Below are 24,986 nucleotides of genomic sequence, written 5' to 3' on the forward strand. Positions count from 1 at the left end.
TCCGGCTTATCACTTCAGAAACGGACAGAATTCCACGGCCTGTGCGGTCAACCGGGTCTCTTTCCCCCGGCCTTCATGCAGTATCAGCGGCGGCTCCACCTTGAGGCCAGCGCCCCCGGCCTTCATTGTTTCCACCAGCACAATCTTGGCGTTTTCATCCGCCCGGCCATGGACCAGGCGCATGCGCTTGGGCGTCAACCCGGCTTCCGTCACCTGGACCAACAATTCGGGCAACCGCTCGGACAGATGCACGAAGGCAAACCTGCCTCGGGTCTTGAGGGCCAGGGCCGCGCACCGGGCAAACTGGGAAAAGGTGGCCGCGTCCTCGAAGCGCGCGGTCTTGCGGTCCTGATCCCGGCTCGACCGCCCCCTGCCAAGCTCACGGTATGGAGGGTTGGACACCACAAAATCCACCACCCGTTCCGGCCGCCAACCCGCCACATCACCCTGCTGCACCGTAAACTTATCGGTAAGATGCAAATTAACCGTATTCTCTTCGGCAACTATTACAGTTTCTGGATTAATCTCCAATCCAGTTATTGACAAATCAGGCTGACGAAGCACCATTCCCAAGGCAACCACCCCGCAACCGCAGCCCAGGTCCACGCCCTGCTGACCCCGACCGGCATGGGCGAAACAGGCCAGAAGCAGCGAATCCTGAGAGAAACGGAAGCCGTTTTCGGGCTGGACCAGACCGCGCGGAAAAAACTCACGCCGCTCAAGGATTGCCTGGGTATCAATGGAGTTCATCACGCGCCCCTGAGCTTACGCCGCACCCTGGACCGAATCAGTTCCACGAACAGGCGGGCCTCATCCAGCCTGAGCAGGAAGGCCAGAAGGACATACACGACGATCCACACAGGGATGAGCAACAGCCACCAGGGGTGCCACCCGGCACTTGCATAAGCTCCCCAGCCGACGAGCGTTGCGAGCGCCCCTATCTTGAGGGCGGCAACCACAGGCAGTATTCGGGAGCCTCGCTTGCGGGCCAGAAGCAGATACAACAGCGTAAAATTGAGCAACGATGAGAGACTGACGGCCAGGGCCAGGCCCACGTGGGCCATGAACTGCATAAGCAGAACGCCTATACCGATGTTGGCGGCCAGACAGGCCACGGCAATCTTGACCGGGGTGCGCGTGTCCTCCAGGGCATAGAAGCCCGCCACCAGGGGACGGGAGAGGGCTATGAAGGGAAGGCCCACGGCATAGGCCACCAGGGCCGAGGCCGTGGCCGCCACGGCTTCACTCGTGAACGCGCCCCGCTCGAAAAGCAGGCCGATGATCGGTTCTGCCAGCCCGACAAGCCCTGCTGCGGCAGGCAGTGCAATGAACAGCGTCAGCCCCATGGCCGAGGACATGGTCCCGTCGAACTCCTCCATCTCGCCCTTGGCCGCCAGCCTGGACAGGGACGGCAGGGCCGCAGTGCTGACCGCGATCCCGAACACCCCGAGCGGGAATTGCACCAGCCGGTCCGCATAATAGAGATAGGACACGGACCCGACCGGCAGAAACGAAGCCAGCAGGGTGCCGAGCAGGATGTTGATCTGATAGACCGCGGCCCCGAACACCGTGGGCAGCATGAGCAGTCCCATGCGGGCCACACCCTTGTTGTGCCAGGACCACGAACCGCGCCAGGAGAAACCCACCTTTGTCAGGAAGGGCTGTTGCAGGAACCACTGGGCCACGCCACCGATCAGCACACCGTAGGCCATGGAATAAGCCACATTAAAACCGGTGAAATAACCGAACAGCGCGGCCCCGATCAAAGCCGCATTCAAGGCCACCGGGGCAAGAGCCGGAGCAAGAAAATGGTTGCGGGAGTTCAGGATGCCCATGCACAGGGCCACTCCGCAAATGAATATGACATACGGGAAACAGATGCGGACCAGGTCAACGGTCACCCTGAACTGTTCGGCATTGTCCAGAAAACCGGGGGCAATGGCCATGGTCAGAGGCCGGGCCAGCAACTCCACCAGCACGGTGATGCCGACGAGTACCGCCACGAGCCAGATCATGGCCGAACGGGCCATGGCCTGGGCAGCCTCTTCGCCCTCGTCCTCCATAATCCGCGAATAAATAGGTATAAACGCCATGGTCAGCGAGCCTTCACCAAAGAGCCTGCGCAACAGGTTCGGAATGCGGAAGGCCACGAAAAAGGCGTCGGCAAACAACCCGGCCCCCAAGGCAAAGGCCACGATGATGTCTCTAACAAACCCCAAGATACGTGAAACCAGGGTCGCGCCAGCCACCACAGCGGCATTTTTCACTATGCTTCTACCGTGCTTACTCACTTTTATTCCCATTTTGAGCTGTTTTGCAACCCATTGAAATCATACATGTCCAATTGTCTAGATCTTTTATAGAGATTTCCATTTCACTCTGGAATAATTCATTATTCATTCCATAAATCCTGAAAAGCCCCCTGGTCGGCAAAACCACCCATCAGCCCGGTTTGAGCCGAACCGAAAGCATACGGCCCAAACGCCATCGGTCCGGCCGAATGACCGCCCCGAAACCGCAACCGTCTACAAAAGTGATTGCGGTTGAAAGAATCAGCGCTTGGACTGGCATTCCGGACAAAAGGTGGAGGTTCTGCCCGCCACTTTCACGGCCTGCAACGTGCTTCCGCATTCTTTACATTTCTGCCCTTTCCTGCCGTACACATTGAAACTGTTCTGAAAAGCCCCGGCATCCCCATGGGCGTTCACATAGTCGGAAATGGAACTGCCATTTTCATTGATGGCCTGCTGCAACACCGCCTGCAATTCGGTGAACAGCCTCACGGCCCGGTCCTTGCCGATGCGGCTTCCCTTGGTCTGCGGGTGTATGCCCGCCCGAAACAGGGATTCATCCGCATAGATGTTGCCCACCCCGGCCACCACGGACTGGTTGAGCAGCAGCCCCTTGACCGCGGTGTTGCGTCCCTTGATCCGCCCGGCCAGATCCTCGGGCGATGTTTCCAGCGGTTCCGGCCCGACCTTGGCCAGGAAATCCCAGTCCTCCAGTTCCTGCGGCGTGAAGGAACAGACATAGCCGAATTTGCGCATGTCGGAAAACGTGAGCTGCGTTCCGTCGTCGAGCATAAACAGGATGCGATCGTGCTTATGCACAGGCCGACGCGGGCCATGGACCACCCGTCCGGTCATTTTCAGATGAAAGGCCATGGTCGAGCCGTCATCCATTTCAATGAGCAACACCTTGGCCCGGCGGTACACGCGCGCGAAAGTGCGCCCCAATGTCTTCGGCACCAGGGTTTCAGCGCATTCACTGAGCCGCGTCAGTCCCGGGACTTCGGCTGTTATGACGGATCGCCCGTGCAAGGTCCGGTCAAGACCGCGGGCGATGACTTCCACTTCAGGCAATTCCGGCATGGTTTGGTGAGTACCTGAAAACGGCAGACGTGAAAAGCTCCCGACCGCTGTCTGCGGTCGGGAATTTTAATGAAGGGTGTTGGTGAAATCAATTCCGTCCGGACGAACAGCGGCAACACGGAAGCAGGGTCAGGGCCGCAGCAAAAAGCAAAACACCGCAGGTCACCAAAACCATGGTCATCGGCGGCCGGGCCGTAGTATGTTGCATGATGGAGCACATCATGACAACCAGCATGCCCGACACGGCCAACCCGATACCGGGCAGGGTAAGGTCTGCCCATCGCTCTCCCCGTCTGAAGGGAACAAACAGCATGACGAGCATGGCTGCGGACACGCAAATAAAACCGACGCCCACACCGTTCATGAACAGCAGAAACATGAACCGAAGCGTTTCCGGCAGGGTCTCCCACGGAACGCCGATGGCCTCCAGATGATAGGGCATGAGCTCCCCTCCGAAATAGTACCTGATCCCGAAGCCCATCAGCAACAGGCTCACGCCCAGGTAACAGACAAAGGCTATTCTGCGTTTCATCGTCATCATGATGCTCCTTTCACGGAACGGCATTTTCCCGCCCCGGCCAAATTGAATCGTGAAGTGTCGGACACAACAAACAAGACGGACAACCATTGCAGCAAGGCAACAACGGCTATGCCCAAGATGGCGATCAAAATGATATCGGTCATGAATACCCTCCTAGGCGTTCATGTAAAAACGGGTCACAGCATGAACAACGCAACGGGGCAGCATGGAAACCAGGCGCATCTGCAAGGCGTTGAAGCACCCCGCAACGACCACGGAACGTTTGCGGACATACGCCCTGTACCCGATCCGGGCCACGTCTTCGGCTGTCATCGGCATGTATCGGGCCACGCGCGTTTGTCCTGTGCCGGCCCTTGAGGAAAAGCCGGTGCTGGTGTTTCCGGGCAGAAGGGCCGTTGCCTGCACCCCGGATCCGCGCAATTCCACGGACAACGCCTCGGAAAAACTGAGCACGTAAGCCTTGGCCGCACAATAGACCGCCAGATTGGGGCAAGGGAGCAACGAACCTGTGGAGCCCACGTTGATGACGCCCCCCCGACCGCGTTCCAACATGCCGGGCAGGAAAAGGTAGGCAAGCTGCGTCACCGACGCGACAAGAACCCGAATCATGGCCTCGCTCTCTTCGGCATCGATTTCGATGAAACGACCGTATGCACCGAACCCTGCGTTGTTGACCAGAAGGTCCACCTCCATGCCTGCATCGGAGCAGGCCTGCTGAATCCGCCCGGGGGCATCAATGTCCGCCAGATCAGCGGCCACCCAACGGACCTCCACCCCACTGTCCCGCCCCAGAGCCCCTGCCAGTTCGGCAAGCCGCCTTTCGCTGCGCGCCGTCAGCATCAGGTCAAAGCCCTTCCCGGCGAGCAGCCGGGCAAACGCCGCACCTATGCCGTTGGATGCGCCAGTGACCAGCGCAACTCGTCTGTTCTGCATCGACTTCTCCTTTGTACACTTCGACAACTGTCGAATGGTTTGCCCACACGCATTCGCCACATTTACAAATGCGCCTATCTTACAATGACATTTCGACAACAATCAAACTGTTTGGCAAAAAAAGGGGAGCTACAGTCTGCAACCGAGATTCTCAAGCAGGTCCTGGACCTCGCCCACCACCTGTGTATTCACACGGGCCACCAGGAACTTTCCCTGACGCTCCGTTTCGATAAGCCCGGCATTGCTGAGCTCCTTGAGGTGGTGCGACACCGTAGGCGCGCCGATCTTCATGCGCTTGACTATTTCGCTGACAAAACAATCGCACTCGCACCCGGCCTCATAACTGCGTTCCCCGCTCCCGTTGGCTATTTCCAGAAAAAGTTCCAGCCTGTTGGGATTGGACAAAGCCTTCATCACGGCGGCCATCCGCTTTGTGTCTACCACTGTCTTCATTGCGTCCTCGTCATAACAATTTGATACCTGTCGAATTGAACCCCGTCAAGCACAGACTCAGATCTCTTGCCGGCCTATTCGACATCCGCCAGGGAAAAACGCCAGGCACAGGCAAAAGTTTCAGGATGCGGGTCGGGCGGACAGGCAACACACTCGCAACGCAAACGGCTGTCAATCTCACGGGCAAAACCGGTATATTCCGTGGTGCCGCCGGATTTGCATGGGTAATCGTCAAGGCCGCGTCGTTTGCGCGCCGTCTGCACACGACAATCCGTCATACGAAAAACAATACTATCAATAGTCTCTTCTGCAAACTCCCACTCATTGAGGTGGCCGTACATGCGCGCGGCCAGCCCGGCCTTCAGGGCCGGGATGCCCCCCAAGTCCGGAAGCCCCAGCCGGGCCTTGATCCGCCGGGCCTCAAGGGGCGCGAACCGGGCCCAGCAGGTGTCGTTCACCCGCTTGGCCGCATCCATGCCCGCCTGCCGCTCAACGGCCTGGAACCAGACTCCGTCCGCAGCCAGCCAGGCCGTGCGCAACGCCTGGGCCGTCTGCTCCAGAACCTCGAGGTCCACATCGGCAAGGAGCCCCCCCGGCTCATGCCCGAGCGTCCGTTCCAGCTTGCCGGTCAGGATACCCACAAGCCTGTCCCCTGCCACGGCCTCGGCATCCAGGGCCGCATCCAGACCGAGCTGGTGCACGGTTTCAGCCAGCCACAGGCCATAATGCGCCGCCAGTTGACGGATGATCTCGGCCAAAACAACGGCTTGCTCCTCATGTGTGTCTGCCATGCATACTCCTTGGGCTTTCCGGGAGCACTACCCGGAATCAACGCCCCAAGGCAAGGGGTGATCCGATCAAAGGGCATCCGACTCGCACACGTTCGGAGAATTCCTTTTCGGGAGCCAAGGCGCAAGGGGCATCGACCCGCAACATTATTTGCGCGGGGACGCGGATTGCCCGCAGCAACGCAGGCATCACCATTCTGCCGATGAATTTTAGCGAGCATAAATTCGGGAGGCCAAGGCGCAAGGGGAATACGAACCGCAGCGTATTCTTTTATACGCGAGGATGCGGATTGCCCGCAGCAACGCAGGCATCACGGATTTATGCCGCTAAAACCGGTAGCCCAGGCGGAGGCCGACATTGTCCATGCCTTCGTTCTCGTTGGCGAGATAGGCGTTTGACATGTGCTCGAACTGGATGGATACGTTGACTTTTTCCGTCACATTATACCCCAGGGCCGCGCCCAGGCGGAAGAGGACGGGCGAGCCCAGGGATTTGCGATCCGGGTCGTCGGTGTCACGCCGGCCGTCGTTCACGGACAGGCCGAGGTTGCCGTCCACAAAGAAGCCGCTCGAAAACAGGGGGTATTCCCAGGTCAATCCGGCATAGGCGTGGGAGGTGTTGCCCGAGGTATTGACGGTAGCCCCCAGGTGGGGACGCGGCGACCAGAGGCATTCCAGAAAGGACGGAGACACGAACAGGACTTCGCCATTGACGTCAATGCCATCCTCACGATGAAAGCTCCAAAAGCTTATGTCGTGGGCATAGAGACCGCCACGGACCTCCGAAACGATCTTTTCCCCGGCAAGAACCGGAGAAAACATGAGGGTTACGATCAACGCCAGGGCGCATGTGACAACGCTTTTTTTCATGTCGGCCATCCTTTCTCACGAATTACGCCATCATTACAGAGAAAAGCAGCATGCTGTCAACGTGGAGCGGTCAGCGGCAAAATGCGTCCAGAAGGCGCTGCCCGTCACCCGGTTGCGCGCTCACCCACCAGGCCAGATCGCCGCTGGCCCAGAGGAGATGGACCTGGCCCATGCCTGAAAACCGGTACACGGCTACGCCGTTGTGCTCCAACCGGGCCGGATTCCTGAAGGGCGACTTCGGATTTTCATACATCCTGTGCACCATAAGCCCGATCTGGCGCCGCGCCTCGGCTTCTGATTCCACACGGGAAATCCAGACCTCGGCAGGACGCTCCCCGGAACGGGCATACCGGCCGACGGCGCTGGCCTCGGCCTGAAGCGCCTTGCCGTGCAGTTGATCCACCTCGGCCTGGGCCGCAAGCCCGGTCAGGAGTTGCGTCCGGCTGAGGTCGCCCACGTTGTCAGGCAGCAAACCGGAAAGATCGTCTGCGGAGACAGGAGTGCACAAAAACAACACGCACATCGCGGCAAGAAAGACTCGTTTCATCTACTCCCCTCCGCTGCCGGGGCAGTGTCCGGTTTTTTCTCGGCTGCGGGCACTCCGAGTTTGCCCACGTTGGCCAAAAAGGCCTGATCGCCCCGTTTGACCGTGAAAACCAATTCTTCATCCGCTTCATGCACCTTGGTCCCGGCCATGTGCAGGCTGAAAAGGTGTTCGAGGGGCACGCCCGAGGCATCCACAAGGATATCGCCGGGGCGCAGCCCGGCCTCGGCCGCACGCGATCCCCGCTTGACGGACTCCACCAGGATGCCCCCAGTGGACAGGCCCGTCAGGAGCGCGCCCATGCGGGACTGGTACGAATCCGGGGAATAGAAAAAGACGTCGCCCTCCTCGGGATCGAATTCGCCTCCGCGCCAGGGCATGACGGTCAGGACACGCGCGCCCGGGTCAAACCACTGTATGCGCTTGGCAATGCCCCAACCCAACTCCACATGGGCGGACCCGGCAACAACCAGGACCGGCCAGTCATACTTGCGGCGAATCCGCACAGCCTCCTCGGCCATTTTGGAATCCCATATGGACTGCACCAGATAAAATCGCTCCCGCTGCTCGGGATCATCCCCATCCAGTCCCTCATGCTGCCCGAAAACCGTATCCAGAAAGGTCCGCTGCCCGGTTGAAGGCGGGACTATCTCATTGGGAAGAAAAGCTTTTTCCTCATCGGAAAGGCTCTCTATACCATCCTTGGATATCTTCCGGGTGATCTTTGTCGGCACGTTCAACCCGGCCACAGGCACACTGTAGCGCAGGGCAATGGCAAAATGGTCGCGGAACTGGGAAAAGTCGTATCCCCACCTTGAAGTCCATTGCAGCTCCTCCGCCAGATCGTCCAGCTCGACCTGGCCTTGGCCGAAATCATCGAGCACCGGCTGCATGTCCACGGCCACCATCTCCAACCCCAGCGAGACCCCGTTCCCGGACTCGGAAAGCGCCTTCAAAACAATTTGCTGAACCTTGTGGTCCCATGGATTCCGATGCCCTTCTCCCATAAGGATATAATCGTAACCATCTGCCATCGTTGTGATCTCTTCAATTGTGAGTTGATCACCATACTTGGAGATGAATTCGCCCTTCTGCGGGAGGAAAGTCACGGTCAGCGGCGGGTGGTTCACCACCTCGGGCGCTGTTTCGGGCATGGTTTCTGGCGCATTTTTCACACACGCCCCCAAAAACAGCAGGCACAGCAGACCAAGCGGGATCACGCCGCACATCTTTGCGGTTCGAAGATTGTATTTCATCATGGCGTCCTCGGATACACTCTTAATGTCATCTTTCCACGGGCTGTACCCCCAAGGCTCAACCCGTGCTGTCCCATTACATATACTCCATACGCGCCCAAAACGCATTATGTCAGCACCCATCTCCCCGTCTGCCCCAACAGGATAAAGATAACCCTTTAAAAAAAACAGCAACACCTCAACATAAAAACTCATTTGACCAACCGCAAAGTTACCGATCATAATAAATCATCCAGCTCGCTCCCTGCCAAGCGGAAAGAAAAAGTTTCGGAGGGGAAAGGGGATGGGGTACGGGGAAGGGGAGAGCGGGACCCCTTCGAAAAGGGCTTCCACACTCCCCTTCCCCGGCCGCCGGAGGCATATAAAGACCCCGCCCGACACATGCCGGACGGGGTTAATACCTTTTAGAGCGCGGGAGGGTTAGTCCCAGGTGCGCTTATCTTCGATGGGCCGGATCTGCGGAGGCAGGGTTCCGGGGGCAAGCACCTTGAGGATGGGACGCAATTTGATCTTTTCGCGGAACAGATGGAGCAGCTCGTCTTCCTGGTTGAACTGACCGGCCTCGATGGACAGAATCATCTCGTCGATGCCACCGGGGTTGGTGACTTCGATCTGCCAGCGCTTGACCTCTTCAAAACGGGCCATGACCTGCTCGACCTGATGCGGGTACACGAACATGCCCTTGATGCGGGCAGTGGTGTCCACGCGACCGACAATGCCGCCCAGGCGAGGGCTGGTACGGCCGCAGGCGCAGGGCGAGCGGTCCAGATACCCGAGATCGCCGGTAGCCAGACGGATGAGCGGATAGGTGCGGTTGAATGCGGTGACCACGATTTCGCCGACCTCGCCGTCCTTGAGCGGAATGCCGGTGTCGGGATGGCAGATCTCCACAAAGGCGCGGTTGGACAAATGCAGACCATTTTTGTGGAAACATTCGTAACCGATACAACCCACGTCCGCCGTGCCGTAACCCTGGCGCATGATGCAGTCGAATTTCTTTTCCAGTGTGGAGCGCAGCTTCTCGGAGAACTTCTCGCCGGTGACGAACGCCACTTCCAGAAAGAGGTCACGGCGCAGGGACAGGCCTGCCTCCTCGGCCTTCTGGGCCAGATGCATGAGATAGCTCGGCGTGCCGACATAGCCGGTGACGCGCAGTTTCTGCATGATCTCGATCTGGGAGTTGGTGTTGCCGGGACCGGCGGGCACCACGGCACAGGAGAGGTTGCGCAGGGGTTCTTCGAACATCAGCCCGGCGGGTGCCAGATGATAGTTGAAAGTGATCTGCGCCAGATCGCCGGAACGGAAGCCGGCGGCATAAAAGCCTTCAGTCCAGCCCCAGTAGTCCTCGGAACGGTCTTCGGGGTCGAAGATGGGGCCGGGAGACAGGAACACGCGCTGGAGTTCACCCAGATCCTTGGTCAGCAATCCGCCGAGGCGGGGGCCCATGGACTGGAGGAAAATGAGTTCCTTTTTCTTGATGATGGGAATATGCTTGAGGTCGTTCAGTACGCGGAACTTGTCCACGTTGAACTGCGAACGGTCGAACCGCTTCTTGACGTCCTCGGAATAACGGTAGGCATAGGAGAGCAACTCCTTGAGCTGTAGCTGGCAATACTGGCGGCGCTCGGATTCATCGAGCACTTCGCGGCGGGAATAAATCCCCTCGGTGCGGTCTTTTCTGGTCATATGTAGACTCCTTGGTGACTGATTTCCCATTCAGGACAGGGAGCGGGACTATAACACGGCAGACGAATTTTGCAAGAAATATTTTATTTCGACTGGCATTCCAAGCGTTTATCTGGCATTTTACCATCCCTGTGCCAAATTCCAATTTGTACTTGACACTTGAATTTCAAATGGATAGTGATACCCTTCTTTGAACGCGGGTCGTTAACTCAGTTGGTAGAGTATCTGCCTTTTAAGCAGAGAGTCACTGGTTCGAGCCCAGTACGACCCACCAAAGTGTCCCCATCGTCTAGTGGCCTAGGACTCCGGCCTCTCACGCCGGCAACAGGGGTTCAAACCCCCTTGGGGACGCCATTGAATTTCAACGGGTTACAGTTAACGCTGTAGTCCGTTTTTCTTTTGCGTGTCGATTTACGTGTCGATAGACGCGAAAAAGCCCCGGAATCCAGTGACTCCGGGGCTTTTCATTATTCTTCGTCTTCACCGAAGATGTCTTCAAGATCATTTTCCATGATACCCAATCGGTGAATGTAGATGGTAGTGGTCATTAGGTTCTTATGTCTCAGAATCGCCTGAATCTTCGCCATATCCTTACCCCCCTCCGCCATTAATGACGCTGTTAGGTGACGAATTGCGTGAAAGGTGAAGTGTTTAACCCCGGCCCTCTCACACAGGATCTTCATGAGATGCTGCCGCCACTTGTACGGAGAGCCATCAGAACGGCAAAACACCAACTCGGACGTCCTATCCTTGAAGTGTTCCTCAAGCTCACGCCGGAGACGCTTAGTCAGAGGTAGCCAATCGTACTCCTTGCCACCTGTGCGCTTCCGGGTCCAAAGACGAATCTTTCCATTATCAAGGTCCACGTCATCCCATTTGAGTTTAAGCAGTTCTCCGCGCCTTGCTGCTGTATGAAGCATGGTCAACAAGAACACCTGATCTTTGGGACGTGCAACCGCGTGTGTCTTCCAGAAGTCCTCAAAAGGCGGTACATACTTGGGTTGTTGCTCCACCGGAAACAGGTCCACGTCAGCGAAAGGGTTGTCCTTTGGCAACTTCAATACCTTTATACCCCAATTCCAGGCCGCCAGCAGGTTCTTGCGGTCCTTATTAGCTGCATTGCCGCTCCGGTGCTTGGCTTGGGTCATAAGCATTCTCTGACAGTCGGCCACGGAAAGCCTATCCACAGTAAGGGCTGATGACACAAACTCAAAGAGCCGATTGAACGCTGGAACCTTTTCCTCTTTTAAGGTCTTCGGAACGAACTTCTCTTCTGCATATTCAAGATATTCAACACTCCATTCAGCCAGAGAGGGATAACTTATATTTTCTTGCTCGGTCTTCCAGAGTTCGACGGTCTGATCTTCTTCCCACCGGATTGCCTGCCTTTCGGTTTTGAAGGTCTTTGTTCTTTTTTCGTAATCGATTATCTTGACTCCTCGCCACTTTCCGTTCTTTTCTCTGTAGGCCATTATTATTCCTCATGTATTCCTTAATGTCGTTTTCAAAGAACAAGATTTTACCTCCCTCACAGGCCTGGAAGCCGCCAAAGAGGTTCTTGTATTTATAGACGTAGTTCGTGGACACCTCTAGAAATGCTGCCACTTCCTTGGCTGTCAATATAGCGTCAGAGGAAGTCATCATTTCTTCCTCCTTTTTGACTGCTTGAGTCGGGCCAATTTGCGCTTGATCTTTTTAGCTAGGGTCGGATCATTAATGATGTGCAGACCAGAGCCAGCATTCATTACCTTATGGTCGTGGTCGCACAGGTATGAATCAGAAGTGCGCTTGCTATCCTCGTGGGTGTTTAAGGCTATGAGTTTCCGAATCTCTGGGAAATCACCCAATGAGACATTTAGGCTCTCAGACCGGGCGTATTTAACATTGTGCTTATTGAAACACCCAAAGGAATGCTTGTTTCCCAAGTGACTCGTAACGCGAAGATGGTCGTTAAACTTATCGCCTTTGAGCAGGTATGAGCAGGCCTTATGCGAAGCCTGCATAGTGCGGAGACGGCCAACTTTTATTAAATGCTTCTCAGTGGATTGAAGACGACTCGTCCACCATTGAGGAAAGGCCTTCTTAATTCGGAGCTTTTTGAGCTTACGTGGAGCCTTTCCGGCCCGCCCGAATAGATGGATGTGAAAACCAGCATCACCAGAGTAGTCAATCAGATAAAAGAAGTAGCCCTTGGGGTACTCTTTCCGGATTTTTCTACCAAGGTACGCAAGGTCGCTTTTGATTTTCTCAGGCGTGACTTCATACGCTATACTGTATGGGTACACGAGCGAGATCATCCAAAAAGGTCTCCTTTTTAGTGCGAACAGACACTTGAGAAGTCCCTTGCGTCTGCGCTTGGTTTTCAGAATCATTTTTACAGCGGCAGGATGGTTCGCATATTCACCACCACCCGCAGGGACGCATGGGCGTTTTTTACGAGATTTCTTGTAGTACCAAGTTAAAACTCTCCCACGGGTTTCAACCACAAAACTCTCAGATTCGGGTTCAATAATCTTCCATGGATTTTTCCAAGCCATATTGGGCCTTTCACACATGAGTAAAAGTGACGAATGCACGACCCACACCTCAGTGTGCGAGGTGAAAATCTACATCGCTACCCACAACAATTGTGAACAGGCGCATTCAAACGAAACGGCTTGAGTGCGGATTTCAGGTCAAAATCCGACTAGAATGGGTGATTCCGTGGAAATTCATTATTTATATATTCATGCAAAACCTCTAAGAATTGGCAATGCACCCTCTCTTAGAGCCAGCCCTTACCTTCCACCCCTTAGAACTGCACAAAGAGCACATCTTAGATATAAATATTGACAGACAACATTCTAAGAGAGACAATAAGAGAGATTCTAAGAATGGAGAAACTATGAAAGAAATGAAACCAACCAAGAGCTACATATTAACCCCGGAAGCGATCGAAGCGATTAATGCCCTTGATGAGAAAATTGAAGGAAAATTCAAATCCGAGATCGTCAGTGAGGCCATTGTCCAATACGCCCTTGCCCATAAGATCAAGGTAAAAGGGCGTAAAAAGAAGGATACAATCGAGGGGGTAGCCAAGCGAGCTGCGGAGCTTGAGCGGACAGTTCGGGCCTTATGCAGAGTAGTCTTTGATTACGAATGCGATCTTCAAAAACAACGAGACGAGGCCAAAAGAGTTCTCACTGAAGCAGTCGATTCGGACACTCCACGGAATGCAGAAGTTTTGTGGAAGGAAAAGGAGGAATATCTCCCCGAGTGTATGCAGGATAAAAACATATTCATGATCTACCTTGGTGGCTACGGCATACCCAAAAAGAAGAGCTGAAAGAAGGACCTGCGCCGGGGCAGCCAGCACAGGCCCCATTCGATACTGTCGCCTAGTTATTTATATATGGCATTGAGGATGGCTTCGTCATTGTAGACGTAGTTCTTGTCAGCACCATAGGGACGGACGAGAGGTCCCCACACATCGTTGTCAATGTATGCTAGGGAGAAACGTTCACCGTCTGGTGTGACAAACCACTGGAAAACCGCTTCCTGCCCAACAACCTTGCGGAGGGCAGCGTCAAACAGAATTCGATACACTTCATTTACTGGCGTAGTCCCTTCCCCTGAAGACCCCTCATATATTTGTTGGTACTCTGGTTCAGACAGTACCGCCTGTGCATAGCTATGCTGAATGTTCGGGTCATTTGCTATGCCTCCCATCAAGTCCAACAGAACCGCTTTCGTGATCTTCCCGGAAAACTCCACGACCCTTTTGCCTTTTTCACCAACAAACTCAGACCATTTCGGGTTATCGAAACTGGCATCAAATGCAGCCCCGACCGTAGTTGCCTGGTAGCCGTTCATAGTGCCGTCTTTGACAATATCGACATCATTCTGGGTGCAGGCCACCATGAGCAGGACGAGCAACGAAAACATGAGAACATTTCGTTTATTATGAAAAGTATTCATATCTATAAGTCTCCAGATCATTTAACAATAATGGCGATTATTCCAAGCGTAGCCATATACACAACGGCGTGGACAAATGCCACGCAAATGGCTTTGGGCCAATCAAAGGGCTGCTTTCCAACAGGAAGGTCTTTCTTCCCCTTGATTCCTGCAAACAGGTGCACAAACAATCCCGGAACCAGGAATAGTCCGGTGATTGCCCCCATGATGATGCCTTTGCCTAACTCACCATATCCGGCGTAGTAGGCCCCGCCGAAAAGCAGTCCCATCCAACTGAACCCTTTTTTCTCCTCAACCTGAGTCATAAAGCCTCCTTTTGCCCCGGTCACGCAGCCGGAACATGATTAATGATACGTCGAGACTGCCCCGCACCATGCGGGACATTCTCTATAGTTTTGATCGTTATGTAGAATATATTCTGTAGTTATATATTCTACAAGTCAAGCACAGTGAAACCCTTAGAAAAGGAGTCACGGTGCCTACCAACAATTCTCAAAAATACTCTGCGAAAGAGCAGGAAGTGATGAAAAGGCTTGGGATTCGAATGCGCCAGCTTCGGGACGAGGCCGGCCTGTCCCAAGAAAAACTCGCGGAATTGGCCGAAGTTCATCGAACCTACATCAGCACGATTGAACGGGGGCAACAGAACATCTCCCTGACCGTGATGATCAAACTCGCGAATGTGTTCCAAATCAGCTTAGATGAACTCTTTGCGGAAATATAAAAGAAGGGGAAGCCGGAGCCTCCCCATTCTGATTAGATGATTTCGAGGTCTTCAAGCAGTGACTCTACAGCATTACGAACAGCGGTAGCAACGGCTCTGTCCGGCTGTTGTTCGCCAATGACCAGAGCATTTTCAAAGCTATTGGCAATAATAGTATTGCCCGGACTAGTGCCTTGCCCCCGGAGTTTCGCCAACCCACGTTGCAGAGTTTTCACGTTTGAACCTTTGTCTTGCTGACCGACGGAGATGTCGTCAGCGGAAACAGAAACCATTTTCATAGCTCCTCCGTTGTTGTCGATGAATAACAAGTATGTCCGTCACGCTATGCAACCGACATGCGACCACTTCACGACAATAAACTGCCGCCAGTCAGAATAAGGACCGTGCTGTACACGAAGAGGAAAGGGTTAAAGCTTTATAATGTTCGCGTAACTAATTGGACGGAGCCTCCACCAATCACGCCGCCGCTCGGTTTTCACGTCTGGAAATGGATCAAGAACGTACCTGTCGAGGGCGCACTTGATAAGCAACACCCAATGATTGTAAATGCCAGATCGTTCAATCTCCAACACACATAAAGGGCTGACCGAATCGTATGACTTGAAAGGTGTCCACCGAAGCACCCCATACCCGTACCAATCAAGCATGTATCGAAGGTCGTCCAGATCAGTGTAGAATGGACCGATCGAATCAAAGCCTAGATGTTCGACGGCAAGACTGCGGACCTCGGCATAAGGCACCCTCGCCACCATCGCCACACAAGCAAGGCCGCATCCAGTAGCATTTTCTTGAATTACGCGCTCCATGACCATCGCAATCGGCACGTTGCCAGATTCTCGGCGTTCTTTGGCGGGGCCAACGAGTCCTTGCACCAACACGGCGGCATGACAGCGAGGACTGACCAACACACCCTTAGGACGCAAATACGGCACATTTCATCTCTCTCCGGGTATGATGATCAACCGGAACGCACTACCATCCAGAAATTCAACCTCAACGCCATCAATGGCTACTGCGCCACCACTATCACTAAGGCACCAAGCGTATCTAATTTTCCCGGCATCCATGAGGATATCAGCCTTCTCAGAGTCCGTAATTTGCGGATCAAACAGACTCACCAGAAGGTCTTCCATGTCGCGTATTTCCATGAACTTTCTCCAAATATCGGGCAATTGCTTGTTTTCATACAATATTCACAATGCGGCATTGAGCTAGAGTGCTGCAATTTCCATCTTTTCCAGAGCCAGGCGCACCTACCCCTACCAGCACTATTTTTTACAATTTCGATTTTCATAAAATCCGGAAACTGAACATCAAAACGGCTTTTCTGGCAATTTCCACGTTCCAACATTCATCATGAATCCCTCCAAATATCGGGGATTTCACTGGCACGCTTCACGGCCCAGATCTGCTCAGTTTCACAGTCGACCTCGACCCAGCCAACCCGTAGCCGCTTAAGTTCTTCGAAAGAGATGTATCCCCACTCAGCATTCCAATAGTCACCATTGAGGATGGCGTAGCCAAAGAAGATATCCTCACCATCAAACTCGGCCACGTACCAATCGCAGCCGCCAATGAAGAAATGCAGATGAATCGACTTGTTTTCGAGCAAAATATCCTCGGTTGCATACAGCCGGGGAATCTTATCCAGCCGCGACTGTGAAGGTTCGTTCCACATGGGAAGCCTCCTGTTCGTAGGACGCAACAAAGCCCACGGCTGCCGCAGCAGGTCGAAGAGTGGTGTTCGTCCGGGTTATGGAATGGGATGCCGAACCGTGTTTATGGTTCGGTGAAAAATGACGTATACATTATAGCATAAATTCAAAAAAAGTCAATGTGTTTAAACACATCAGAGTGGTGTCGTGGTGAGATATGACGGCAGACGCCTGCCTATACGATACGACATCACCTGTTTCCTTCCGTTGCTATTCAAGCTACAACCTCCCCCAACATTCATTCACAAGCATACAGGAAACTCATATGGTTACCGGGACACTGAAATCCAAGATAGATAACGTTTGGAATGCCTTCTGGTCGGGGGGCGTTACCAATCCGCTGACGGTTATTGAGCAGATTTCGTATCTGCTGTTTATTCGCAGGCTTGATGAAATGCACACCGCGAAGGAGATGCAGGCAAGCATTCTGGGCGGTGAGATCAAGAACCCCATCTTTACGGGCGATCAGGAGGAATTCCGATGGTCCGCATTGAGGGATAAAGCTCCTGCCGAGATGTTCGACATCATGATCCGGCCGGAAGGATTGTTCCAGTTCATCAAGACCATGAACGGCAATGGTACGGCCTATGCCCGGTTCATGAAGGATGCCGTGTTCGTCATCCCCAACGCGGGGCTGCTTTCCAAGGTTGTGGACCTCATCGACGATATCCCCATGGATGACCGGGACACCAAGGGCGACCTTTACGAATATCTGCTTTCCAAGCTGACCACGGCCGGAGTGAACGGGCAATTCCGCACGCCGCGCCATATCATCAAGATGATGGTCGAGATGCTGGAGCCGACGCCGGAAGACACCATCTGTGACCCGGCCTGTGGCACGGCTGGTTTCCTCATGGCTGCCGGGGAATATATGCGCGAGACGCACCCGGAACTGTTCCAGGACGACCGGCTGCGCAAGCACTTCAATGGCACAATGTTCGCGGGTTTTGATTTCGACTCATCCATGCTGCGCATCGCGGTCATGAACATGGTCCTGCACGGCGTGGAAAATCCACACATTGAGGCGCGGGATTCCCTGACCCAGGAAAGCGAAGGCATCAGCGGTATCTGCACTAAGCTCTATGCCAACCCGCCTTTCAAAGGGTCGCTGGATAACGACATCGTGGCCTCGGACCTGCTCAAGCCGGTGTCGAGCAAGAAGACGGAACTCCTGTTCATCAACCTGTTCCTGCGCCTCTTGAAGATCGGCGGGCGTTGCGCGTGCATCGTACCGGACGGCGTGCTGTTCGGCTCGACTAAGGCGCATATGGCTATCCGTAAGCGGCTAGTGGATGAACAAAAATTGGACGCGGTCATCTCCATGCCTTCGGGCGTGTTCAAGCCGTATGCGGGCGTATCTACGGCCATCTTGATTTTCACGAAAACCGACTCCGGGGGCACGGACAACGTCTGGTTCTACGACATGCGGGCCGACGGATTCAGCCTGGACGATAAGCGCACCCCGCTCACTGGTGGCAAGCATGAGAACGACAACATCCCTGATATCCTGACACGCTGGAAATCACTGGTAACCGAAGCGGAGCGGGCGCGCACCGAGCAGAGCTTCCTGGTCCCGCATGAGGAGATCGCCGGGAACAAGTACGACTTGTCCATCAACCGCTACAAGGAACTGGTCTACGCGGAAGAGAAGTACGACCCGCCCAGGGAGATTCTGGGACGAATGAAGGAGTTGGAGCGCGAGATTCTGGCAGACCTTGATGAGCTTGAGGGGATGTTGGGATGAAGATGGTTGAGCTTGGAAAAGTTATAGACATCAACCCCCGGCTGCCGCGTGGGACAGACCATAATACCGAGGCCTCCTTTATTGCGATGGCAGATGTTGGGGAGGACGGCAGTTGGAGCGTTTCCGAAACCAAAACAGTAGGCGAGTTGAAAAAAGGATACACGTATTTTGCCAAGAATGACGTTGTATTCGCTAAAATTACCCCTTGTTTCGAGAATGGTAAGGCTGCCTATTTTTCAGGCCTTCCAACAGAAATAGGATTTGGTTCTACAGAGTTTCATGTACTACGCCCTAACAAAGACGTGGATGGACAATATCTTTATTATACGGTTTGGAATCCAGACTTTAGAGCTTACGGTACATGGCGGATGTCTGGAGCCGTTGGGCAAAAACGAGTAACAACTGATTTTCTCAAGAAGTACGAAATCCCCCTTCCGCCGCTCTCCGAGCAGAAGCGCATCGCGGCCATTCTGGACAAGGCGGACGCTATCCGGCGCAAGCGAAAAGCCGCGCTGGACATGGCGGACGAGTTTTTGCGGGCTACCTTTCTGGATATGTTTGGTGACCCTGTGACGAATCCCAAGGGGTGGGATGTGAAGCCGTTGGGGAGACTCATAAAGTCTAACCCTAAAAATGGCACTATCACCCCGGCAAAAGAGGGTGGTGCTTTGCAGGTGGTAAAAGTCGGCCAGCTTGGAAGGTACTGGATTGATCAAGAGAACTGCCAAGAGATTGATTTGTCGGATAAAGATCGAGACCGATTCTCCCTTGAAATTGGAGACATCCTGCTGGCACGAGCAATCGGCAGCCAGAGCCATCTTGGGAAAGCGTCAATAGTATCAGAAGATGAAACAAATTTGGTCTTCGACTCACATGTTATGCGAGTCCGTTTTGATCATGAACAAATTAATCCAAGCTATTTTTGGTTCTGGCTAAAAACAAATGGTGGTCGGACCCTTTTCCTGAAGCAGTCGAGTCAGACAGCAGTGCAATTTAATATCAATGGGAAGCAAATAGCTAAACTCCCGGTGACAACACCTCCAATGAGAGAGCAAGAAAAATTTGTTGGCATCCTGAATAAGGTTTTTGAAAGATTCAATGTCGGCGAATCAGGAGAAGAGGATGACCTCTTCGCCTCCCTCTCTCAACGGGCATTTCGCGGCGAACTCTAACCTCTTCAAGCCATGGATCACATCATCACAAAAGCAGAGCTTGAAGCCTGCCCCTGGAAAGACATCTTGTCGGAAGCTGATGAAGAGCTTTCCGACTACTTCCACGCAGCCTTCAGCGCAAGATTCAACGATTACAAAGGCACAGATCACGAAGGAGCCGTGCACCTATTGATGCACATAGCTTCCATGATGCTCCAACGAGACGATGATGGGGCGCCGCACCTTGGCCCAATCTGGATCGGCCCCAAAGGTCGCTCTTTCCTTCCTGAAGACCTGAGCGAAGAACAGGCTCTCGCACTCCATGAGTTCTTACCTTCCGTTGACATACCGGAATTCAAAGCTCGAATCGCAGACACCCTCTGGACCGCCAAGGTCCACAAAGACAAGCATCTCGCCGCAATTGAAGCGGCAAAATCCTATGTTGAATCTGGAATACTGTTAGCCAAGAAGCATCAGTTTGGTTTTCCTAAACGCTTTGCGCGCGCAACAACAATTGCCCTCCAATTAGGCAAAGGAGCAGCGGACGAGTACAAGGCTGCCATAGCTGCAATCGAAGAAGCCCTGGATGATTATAAATCCCAAGAGCCAAGTGCGACTCAGATTCAACTGTTGCAGGAGATGCTCAAACGGCGCGAAGGTGATGTGGGCAAGTACATCGCGTACTGTGACGGCATGGCAGAACAAGCTGAAAAGGATAAACACATACACCTCGCTCGGGACTTCTGGGAGCTTCATGCAAAATGGTGTGTGCGAGCATCAAATGAGGAGTGTGAAAAATACGCACGCAAAAGAATCGCTGAAACGTATCTCACAGAAGCCAGCATGGCAGGGAATGCCATAGTAGAAGCCAAGGCTCTCCAGTCTGCAATTGAATGCCTTCGTCAATTAGGACAGGAGACCGAAGAGCTACATAAGCGTTTATTGTCCGTTCAGAAGAAGGCCGTCGGCGAGATGCAGACTCATGAAAGCGAGCCAATCGACATTTCAGAAATCGTCTCTCGGTCTATCGCCCAGGTCGCGGGGAAAAACATACGCGATGCACTTGTTGCGCTTGCCATTATCACGCACCCAGAAGACCCGACACGCTTACGGGCACAAGTCGAAGAGCTTGCATCGAAATATCCACTGTCTCGAATTGTCGGTGCTACGCATATGACAGGAAAAGGGAAAACGGCTGCCACCACTCCCGCGATAGGCGATGATGAAGACGCCAATGAAACAGCCACACTGCACGATATGCACAAGCATTTCGGAATACACGTTGGCCTTGCTGTCCAGGGTGGCATTCGGCCAGCACTAGATCAGTTTAATAAAGAACACGCCATACAGGTGGGCGACCTCTTTCACATTGTGTCCAACAATCCATTTATACCTGAGGGTAGAGAGATCATTTTCGCCAGAGGGCTTAAAGCAGGGTTTGATGGGGACTACCTTGTTGCATGCCACTTACTGATTCCACAAATCGAAAATTGCTTCCGACACGTTGTTGAAAGAGGAGAAGGCATCACATCATCCCTCAACTCCAATGGGACCCAACGCGAGCAAGGCCTTGATGTCATGCTAGAAAAAGATGTCGTTAAGCAGCAATTCGCACCCGCGACTTTATTCGCCCTGAAAACTCTTCTTATTGAGCAAACAGGATCAAACCTCAGACACGAAACCTGCCACGGCCTATTACACCAACAGGCTTTCTACTCTGATCCAGCGATATACACATGGTGGCTCGTCCTGCGAATTTGCTGCTTGCCTCTCATCAATCACGCGACCCAAGAGCAGGAAACGGCGGAACCTGCAACATCTATTGAAAAAAACGGGGAAGACGGGTAGACACTTCTTAAACTGTTTATTGAAAGGTCGGTATAGTGTCGAACTTCTCCTTCCTCAAATCTGAATGGCCAGACCTTTTTGATGCCGCCCGCGAAGCCGAGCAGCAGGTGCAAACCGCCCCTCGTTCTTGCCTTTTTTCCTGCCGTTACGCCCTGGAACGCGCCACCCACTGGCTATACAAGCACGACGACTACCTGAAACAGCCCTACAACGACAATCTGGGCGCGCTCATCCATGAGCCGACGTTCCGCGAGAACATGCCGCCCGAATTGTTCGCCAAGGTCAAGGTCATCCATACCAGCGGCAACCTTGCGGCCCACAGCGGCAAGCAGCCCTCTGCGCTGGACTCCTACCGTTGCCTGAAAGAGCTTTTCCATTTCCTGTACTGGCTGTACCGCAGCTATTCCGAGGTCGAACCGCAGGAATTCGAATTTCGCTCCGACCTGTTGCCAGTCAAGGATACGGCCAAGGCTGACCGCACTCAGGAGCAAGTTCTAGCCCTGAAAAAGGAGATGGAGGAGCGGGACAAACAACTCGCTGAAAAGGAAGCCGAACACACCGCCGCCCTTGAGGAGCTGACCGAACTCAAGAAGCAGATTCAGGCCGCTAAGGAACGCAACGCCGAAATCCCGGACACCCACGACTATTCCGAGGCCGATACCCGCGCCTACATCATCGACCTGCTGCTCCGTGAAGCCGGATGGGACATCGAAGCCAAGGACGTGCGCGAATTCCCCGTGACCGGGATGCCCAACCAGAGCGGCAAGGGCAACGTCGATTACGTGCTCTGGGGCGATGACGGCAAACCGCTGGCCGTGGTCGAGGCCAAGCGCACCACCGTGGACGCCAAGAAAGGCAGGACGCAGGCCGAGCGGTACGCCAACTGCCTTGAAGCCATGTATGGACGCCGCCCGTTCATCTATTACACCAATGGGTATGAAACGAATTTCTGGGACGATACCGCCTACCCGCCGCGCCCGGTGCAGGGTTTTCACAAAAAGGTCGAATTGGAGCGGCTCATGCTCCGCCGCACACAGGTCAGGGAACTGGCTAGCGTCGAACTGAACAAGGATATAGCAGGCGGCAAGCGGCCATACCAGGAAGAGGGCATCCGCCGCGTTACCGAGGATTTCACGGACAAACGTCGCAAGGCTCTGGTGGTCATGGCGACCGGAACCGGCAAGACGCGGTTCTCCATTGCCTTATCCGACATCCTGCAACGCGCTGGCTGGGCTAAGCGCATCCTGTTCCTGGCCGATCGCAACGCATTGGTGAAGCAGGCCAAGAACGCTTTCCTCCAACACCTGCCGGACAGCAACCCCGTGGACATCCGTCAGGCTCGCGGCGAAGGCCAGACCGCCCGCGTGGTGCTTTCCACCTACCCAACCATGATGGGCGTCATTGACGAAATGGAAGACGGGGAACGGCGATTCGGCATCGGTCATTTCGATCTCGTCATCATCGACGAGGCGCACCGCTCGGTCTATCAGAAATACCGCGCCATCTTCGAATATTTCGATTCCCTGCTCCTCGGTCTGACCGCTACTCCGCGCGACGAAGTGGACCACAACACATACTCTCTTTTCGAGCTGGAAGACGGCGTGCCGACCTTCCACTATGAACTCGATAAGGCTGTGGATGAAGGCTGGCTCGTCCCGCCCAAATGCATATCCGTGCCGCTCAAGTTTCAGCGCGAAGGCATCAAGTACGACGATCTGAGCGATGAGGAGAAAAAGGAGTTCGAAGCGACCTTCTGGGACGAGGAAGGCAACGGCGTCCGCGAAGTGGACAAGTCCATGCTCAATAAGTGGCTGTTCAACAAAGATACCGTAGACAAGGTGCTCAAACACCTGATGAGCAACGGCCTCAAGGTTGAAGGTGGCGACCGGCTCGGCAAGACCATCCTCTTTGCCGCCAACCATAAGCACGCCGAATTCATTCAAAAGCGGTTCGACGCCAATTTCCCTAAACACGCCGGAAAGTTCGCTCGCGTCATCGACAGTCACGACGCCTGCGCCCAAGACCTGCTGGAAAAATTCGAGGTGGCAAACAATGCCCCACACCTCGCCATTTCCGTGGACATGCTCGACACTGGGGTGGACGTCCCCGAAGTGCTGAACCTCGTCTTTTTCAAGCGCGTCTACTCCAAGGTCAAATTCCACCAGATGATAGGACGCGGCACCCGGCTGTGCGAAGACCTATTCGCACCGGGCGAGCACAAAGCTGAATTCCTGATCTTCGATTTCTGCGAAAATTTCGAGTTCTTCAACGCGCAACCCGATGGTTTCATCAACACGGCCAGTGCGCCCCTGCATCAACGGATATTCCTCAAACGACTGGACCTGTTGCTCTCCCTGTCACGCCAAGATTCAGAACCTGAATTCAAGAAGTCCGTGAAAGAGTCTTTGTACCGCACGGTCAGCGGCATGAACCTCGACAGCTTCATGAATCGCCCGGCGCGCGAATACGTGGAGCGATACGCTGACCTGTCCCGCTGGGACTCCCTGACTCAAGAAGACGAGGCGAACATCGTGGAGCACCTCGCCCCCCTGCAATCGGAGTTAGCCGAGGGTGACATATTCTGCCGCCGCTTCGATCTACTCATCCTCAACGCCCAGACCGAACTGCTTGCGGGAGACAAGGCTTTCGAAGGCCGTAAAGCCGCACTCATGGGTATTGCTGAAAAGCTGGTCGAAAAGCGCACTGTCCCGCAGGTTGCGCAAAATATCGACTTGCTCGAAGCCATGCAGGATGCAGATTTTTGGGCCGAACCGTCATGCAGCCTGTTGGAGCAGATACGGCTCATCGTCCGGGAACTGGTCCGCTTCCTCGACAAGTCCGATCAAAAGCCGGTGTATACTGACTTCGAGGACAAAATCGGCAAGGGTAACGAGGTAGAACTTCCCGGCAATGCGGGCAGCATGGCTCGCTACCGTCTGAAGGTGCAGCAGTATCTCCGCGAGCACCAGGACCACATCACCATCCACAAGCTCCGCATGAACAAGCCCATCACAGGCTCGGACATCAAGGAGTTGGAGCGTATGCTCGATGAGGCCGAAGAGGTGGGTGGCAAGGATCGCCTGGAGCATGCGTTTAAAAACGGGAGTTCACTTGGAGAATTGATACGCGGTTTGGTCGGTCTGGATCGAGCTGCGGCTCAGGTGGCTTTCGCCGACTTCCTGGAGGATGGCCGATACAACTCCAACCAGATTCATTTCGTCAATTTGATCATCGACCATCTGACCCAAACCGGTACTATGGACCCAAAACTGCTTTTCGAGTCTCCGCCGTTCACTGATGACCATTCGTCCGGGGTGGCCGGGGTATTCCCGATCGAGGATGCCAGAAAAGTGGTGGAATGCTTGCAAAACGTGAACAGTAACGCCGTAGCATAACTATATCTTC

Annotated in this window: 25 protein-coding genes and 2 tRNA genes; 8 read left to right on the plus strand and 19 right to left on the minus strand. The window is 54.2% G+C overall.

Going from position 1 to position 24,986, the window contains the following annotated elements; all coding sequences use genetic code 11:
* Positions 1–9: 9 nt before the first annotated feature.
* The 12 genes from DWB63_RS11650 to DWB63_RS11700 all read right to left on the minus strand — a co-directional run bounded on the left by DWB63_RS11650 (position 10) and on the right by DWB63_RS11700 (position 10,442).
* Positions 10–750 carry a methyltransferase gene (locus tag DWB63_RS11650; RefSeq protein WP_128329013.1) on the minus strand — a complete coding sequence of 247 codons (741 nt, stop codon included), beginning with the start codon at positions 748–750 and terminating at the stop codon, positions 10–12.
* Positions 750–2,303 (minus strand): murein biosynthesis integral membrane protein MurJ, encoded by a 1,554-nt coding sequence (gene murJ / locus DWB63_RS11655; RefSeq protein ID WP_164879868.1) that lies wholly within the window; start codon positions 2,301–2,303, stop codon positions 750–752. Before murJ ends, DWB63_RS11650 begins: the two co-directional genes overlap by 1 nt.
* 249 nt (positions 2,304–2,552) lie before the next feature.
* Positions 2,553–3,371 (minus strand): bifunctional DNA-formamidopyrimidine glycosylase/DNA-(apurinic or apyrimidinic site) lyase, encoded by an 819-nt coding sequence (gene mutM, locus DWB63_RS11660; RefSeq protein WP_128329015.1) that lies wholly within the window; start codon positions 3,369–3,371, stop codon positions 2,553–2,555.
* 88 nt (positions 3,372–3,459) lie between these two features.
* Positions 3,460–3,903, minus strand: a complete 444-nt coding sequence (locus DWB63_RS11665) for a hypothetical protein (RefSeq protein ID WP_128329016.1) — start codon at positions 3,901–3,903, stop codon at positions 3,460–3,462.
* 5 nt (positions 3,904–3,908) lie between these two features.
* Positions 3,909–4,055, minus strand: coding sequence for a hypothetical protein (locus DWB63_RS17335; protein ID WP_164879869.1), 147 nt, complete (start codon positions 4,053–4,055; stop codon positions 3,909–3,911).
* Between the two features lie 10 nt (positions 4,056–4,065).
* The gene (locus DWB63_RS11670; protein WP_128329017.1) at positions 4,066–4,845 is read right to left on the minus strand and encodes an SDR family oxidoreductase; all 780 of its coding nucleotides are present in this window, start codon (positions 4,843–4,845) and stop codon (positions 4,066–4,068) included.
* Between the two features lie 129 nt (positions 4,846–4,974).
* Positions 4,975–5,298 carry a metalloregulator ArsR/SmtB family transcription factor gene (locus DWB63_RS11675; protein WP_206613160.1) on the minus strand — a complete coding sequence of 108 codons (324 nt, stop codon included), beginning with the start codon at positions 5,296–5,298 and terminating at the stop codon, positions 4,975–4,977.
* Positions 5,299–5,372: 74 nt separating this feature from the next.
* Positions 5,373–6,089: a DUF6125 family protein gene (locus tag DWB63_RS11680; protein WP_128329018.1), complete on the minus strand. Its 717-nt coding sequence runs from the start codon at positions 6,087–6,089 to the stop codon at positions 5,373–5,375.
* A 324-nt stretch (positions 6,090–6,413) separates the two neighbouring features.
* On the minus strand, positions 6,414–6,956 hold the full coding sequence (locus tag DWB63_RS11685) for an acyloxyacyl hydrolase (protein ID WP_164879870.1): 543 nt from the start codon (positions 6,954–6,956) through the stop codon (positions 6,414–6,416).
* 70 nt (positions 6,957–7,026) lie between these two features.
* A complete protein-coding gene (locus tag DWB63_RS11690; RefSeq protein ID WP_128329020.1) occupies positions 7,027–7,503 on the minus strand; it encodes a hypothetical protein in 477 nt (158 codons plus the stop codon).
* Positions 7,500–8,759, minus strand: coding sequence for a ChaN family lipoprotein (locus DWB63_RS11695; RefSeq protein WP_128329021.1), 1,260 nt, complete (start codon positions 8,757–8,759; stop codon positions 7,500–7,502). The genes DWB63_RS11690 and DWB63_RS11695 overlap by 4 nt, the downstream gene beginning before the upstream one ends.
* A 417-nt stretch (positions 8,760–9,176) precedes the next feature.
* Positions 9,177–10,442 (minus strand): AMP-binding protein, encoded by a 1,266-nt coding sequence (locus DWB63_RS11700; protein WP_128329022.1) that lies wholly within the window; start codon positions 10,440–10,442, stop codon positions 9,177–9,179.
* 198 nt (positions 10,443–10,640) lie between these two features.
* Between DWB63_RS11700 and DWB63_RS11705 the strand changes: the two genes are divergently transcribed.
* Both DWB63_RS11705 and DWB63_RS11710 read left to right on the plus strand, forming a co-directional pair.
* Positions 10,641–10,716 (plus strand) — tRNA-Lys (locus tag DWB63_RS11705).
* Positions 10,717–10,720: 4 nt separating this feature from the next.
* Positions 10,721–10,796: transfer RNA gene (locus tag DWB63_RS11710), tRNA-Glu, on the plus strand.
* Positions 10,797–10,909: 113 nt separating this feature from the next.
* Here DWB63_RS11710 and DWB63_RS11715 read toward each other — a convergent pair.
* Both DWB63_RS11715 and DWB63_RS11720 read right to left on the minus strand, forming a co-directional pair.
* Entirely contained in the window at positions 10,910–11,914 is a 1,005-nt protein-coding gene (locus tag DWB63_RS11715) for a site-specific integrase (RefSeq protein ID WP_128329023.1), read from the minus strand.
* 168 nt (positions 11,915–12,082) lie between these two features.
* Positions 12,083–12,979 carry a hypothetical protein gene (locus DWB63_RS11720; protein WP_128329024.1) on the minus strand — a complete coding sequence of 299 codons (897 nt, stop codon included), beginning with the start codon at positions 12,977–12,979 and terminating at the stop codon, positions 12,083–12,085.
* A 347-nt stretch (positions 12,980–13,326) separates the two neighbouring features.
* On the opposite strand from DWB63_RS11720, the gene DWB63_RS11725 reads away from it, so the two are divergent.
* The gene (locus tag DWB63_RS11725) at positions 13,327–13,767 is read left to right on the plus strand and encodes a hypothetical protein (protein WP_128329025.1); all 441 of its coding nucleotides are present in this window, start codon (positions 13,327–13,329) and stop codon (positions 13,765–13,767) included.
* A 56-nt stretch (positions 13,768–13,823) separates the two neighbouring features.
* Here the strand turns inward: DWB63_RS11725 and DWB63_RS11730 are convergent, their stop codons facing one another.
* The gene (locus DWB63_RS11730; RefSeq protein ID WP_128329026.1) at positions 13,824–14,399 is read right to left on the minus strand and encodes a hypothetical protein; all 576 of its coding nucleotides are present in this window, start codon (positions 14,397–14,399) and stop codon (positions 13,824–13,826) included.
* Between the two features lie 17 nt (positions 14,400–14,416).
* Positions 14,417–14,704 (minus strand): hypothetical protein, encoded by a 288-nt coding sequence (locus DWB63_RS11735; protein ID WP_128329027.1) that lies wholly within the window; start codon positions 14,702–14,704, stop codon positions 14,417–14,419.
* Between the two features lie 170 nt (positions 14,705–14,874).
* On the opposite strand from DWB63_RS11735, the gene DWB63_RS11740 reads away from it, so the two are divergent.
* Positions 14,875–15,123, plus strand: coding sequence for a helix-turn-helix transcriptional regulator (locus DWB63_RS11740; protein WP_206613161.1), 249 nt, complete (start codon positions 14,875–14,877; stop codon positions 15,121–15,123).
* A gap of 32 nt (positions 15,124–15,155) precedes the next feature.
* Here the strand turns inward: DWB63_RS11740 and DWB63_RS11745 are convergent, their stop codons facing one another.
* The 3 genes from DWB63_RS11745 to DWB63_RS11755 all read right to left on the minus strand — a co-directional run bounded on the left by DWB63_RS11745 (position 15,156) and on the right by DWB63_RS11755 (position 16,801).
* Positions 15,156–15,401 carry a hypothetical protein gene (locus tag DWB63_RS11745; RefSeq protein ID WP_128329028.1) on the minus strand — a complete coding sequence of 82 codons (246 nt, stop codon included), beginning with the start codon at positions 15,399–15,401 and terminating at the stop codon, positions 15,156–15,158.
* Positions 15,402–16,058: 657 nt separating this feature from the next.
* Positions 16,059–16,271, minus strand: a complete 213-nt coding sequence (locus DWB63_RS11750) for a hypothetical protein (protein WP_128329029.1) — start codon at positions 16,269–16,271, stop codon at positions 16,059–16,061.
* Between the two features lie 206 nt (positions 16,272–16,477).
* Positions 16,478–16,801, minus strand: a complete 324-nt coding sequence (locus tag DWB63_RS11755) for a DUF2958 domain-containing protein (RefSeq protein WP_128329030.1) — start codon at positions 16,799–16,801, stop codon at positions 16,478–16,480.
* Between the two features lie 302 nt (positions 16,802–17,103).
* Here DWB63_RS11755 and DWB63_RS11760 point away from each other — a divergent pair, with 302 nt between their 5' ends.
* Genes DWB63_RS11760 through DWB63_RS11775 form a run of 4 tightly spaced genes read left to right on the plus strand, consistent with a single transcriptional unit; the run spans position 17,104 to position 24,976 of the window.
* The gene (locus DWB63_RS11760; protein ID WP_128329031.1) at positions 17,104–18,582 is read left to right on the plus strand and encodes a class I SAM-dependent DNA methyltransferase; all 1,479 of its coding nucleotides are present in this window, start codon (positions 17,104–17,106) and stop codon (positions 18,580–18,582) included.
* The gene (locus tag DWB63_RS11765) at positions 18,579–19,754 is read left to right on the plus strand and encodes a restriction endonuclease subunit S (RefSeq protein ID WP_128329032.1); all 1,176 of its coding nucleotides are present in this window, start codon (positions 18,579–18,581) and stop codon (positions 19,752–19,754) included. Before DWB63_RS11760 ends, DWB63_RS11765 begins: the two co-directional genes overlap by 4 nt.
* Positions 19,755–19,766: 12 nt before the next feature.
* A complete protein-coding gene (locus DWB63_RS11770; protein ID WP_128329033.1) occupies positions 19,767–21,581 on the plus strand; it encodes a DUF4209 domain-containing protein in 1,815 nt (604 codons plus the stop codon).
* A gap of 35 nt (positions 21,582–21,616) precedes the next feature.
* A complete protein-coding gene (locus DWB63_RS11775; protein WP_128329034.1) occupies positions 21,617–24,976 on the plus strand; it encodes a DEAD/DEAH box helicase family protein in 3,360 nt (1,119 codons plus the stop codon).
* Positions 24,977–24,986: the final 10 nt, after the last annotated feature.

Origin of the sequence: Pseudodesulfovibrio sp. S3, from assembly GCF_004025585.1 — a bacterium.
Lineage (GTDB): Bacteria > Desulfobacterota > Desulfovibrionia > Desulfovibrionales > Desulfovibrionaceae > Pseudodesulfovibrio.